Annotated in this window: 1 protein-coding gene; it reads left to right on the top strand. The window is 73.7% G+C overall.

All coding sequences use genetic code 11. From position 1 onward, the window contains the following. Nucleotides 1–1,797 (top strand): non-ribosomal peptide synthetase (locus tag EES42_RS27955; RefSeq protein ID WP_164495341.1); only part of this gene is annotated, 1,797 nt, incomplete at both ends.

The following is a 1,797-nucleotide window of genomic DNA, read 5'->3' on the forward strand; positions in this document are numbered from 1 at the left end:
TCGAACGGTGCCAACCGCCGGTTCGTCGTCCCGGCCGACACCCTGGCCCGCTTCAGCCGGACGTGCGAGGAGCGGGGCGTCACCCTCTTCATGGGCCTGGTCGCGGCCGTCCAACTGGTGCTGTCCCGGCACAGTGGCCAGCACGACGTGGTTGTCGGCACCGCGGACTCCGGCCGCGGCCAATGGGAGCTGGAGAGCCAGGTCGGGTTCTTCGTCAACACGCTCGCCCTGCGGACCCGTATCGACGAGGCCGCGACCGGTGCCGAACTGCTCGCCTCCGTCCGTGAGACCGTCCTGGACGCCTTCGCCCACGCCGCCGTGCCCTTCGACCGGGTCGTCGACGCCGTGGTCTCCGAGCGTGACGCCTCCCGCAGCCCCCTTGTACAGGCCATGGTGCTGCTGCAGAGCATGCCCGGCGGACTCGGCGACTTCGGCGGCCTGCGCTGGAGCGAACACCCCCTCGACACCGACGCCGCCCAGTTCGACCTGCTGATCGCCTTCGAGGAGAACGGCGGCGAGCTCGGCGGCCTGGTCAACTACAACACCGACCTGTTCGACGCGGCCACCGTGGACCGCATCGCCGACCACGTGTTCATGGTCCTCGCCGAGTGGGCCGAGCCCGAGGCCGTGGCACGGCCCGTCGCGGCGGCCGTGCCCACGCTGACCGCCCACGAGCGGACCCTGATCCTGGACGAGTGGAACGCCCCGGACGCAGAGCCGGCCGACGTCCTCGGCATGGCCGGACTCTTCGACGCCCAGCTGGCCCGCGACCCGCGGCAGACCGCCGTCGTCGAGGGCGAACTCGCCCTCAGTTACGCCGAGCTGGGTGCCCGTGCCGACCGCCTCGCCCACGCCCTGCTCGACCTGGGGGTGGGCACCGACGACGTGGTCGGCGTGTGCCTGCCGCGTGGGGTGCGCTGGCTGACCGCACTGCTCGCGGTCGCCAGGGCGGGCGGCGTCTACGTGCCCCTGGACCCCCAGTACCCCGCCGACCGGCTCGGTTTCATGGCCGCCGACGCGGGCATGGCACTGATCCTCACCGACGGCGCCACCCTGGACCGCGTTCCGGAAGCCGACATACCCGTCCTGCGGGTGGACGGTGAACTCCCGGCCGCGGCGGCGAAGCTGCCCGCCCCGTCCACCCCGGACGCCGGCGCGTACATGATCTACACCTCCGGTTCCACCGGCCGCCCCAAGGGCGTCCTCGTCCCCCACCGCGGCCTGGCCGGGATGGCCGCCGCCCACCAGCGCGCGCTCGGGCTGACCGTCGGCTCCCGGCTCCTCCAGGCCGTCTCGCCCAACTTCGACGTGGCGATGGCCGACGTACTCTCCGCGTGGCACGCGGGAGCGACCCTGGTGCTGCCCGAGCCCGGCCCGCTGGCCGGCGAGGCGCTCGGCCGGGTCCTGCGCGAGGGGCGGATCACCCACCTGGAGATCCCGCCGGCCGCCCTGCAGAGCGTGCCGGACATGGAACTGCCCGAACTGCGCGGCCTGTTGGTCGGTGGCGAGGCCATGTCGGCGGAGTTCCTCGCCCGCTGGGCACCCGGCCGGACCCTGCGCAACGTCTACGGCCCGACCGAGACCACGGTGACCGTCACCGCAGGTGACCCCGTACGCGACTTCGGCGCCGACGGCGTCCCCATCGGCCGCCCCGTCGCGGGCGCACGGCTGTACGTCCTGGACACGCGGCTGCGCCCGGTGCCGGTCGGGGTCGCGGGCGAGCTCTACATCGCCGGACCCGGAGTGGCCCGCGGTTACGTACGACGCTTCGGGCTGACCGCGGAGCGCTTCGTGGCG

The organism is Streptomyces sp. ADI95-17, assembly GCF_003846175.1.
Lineage (GTDB): Bacteria > Actinomycetota > Actinomycetes > Streptomycetales > Streptomycetaceae > Streptomyces > Streptomyces sanglieri.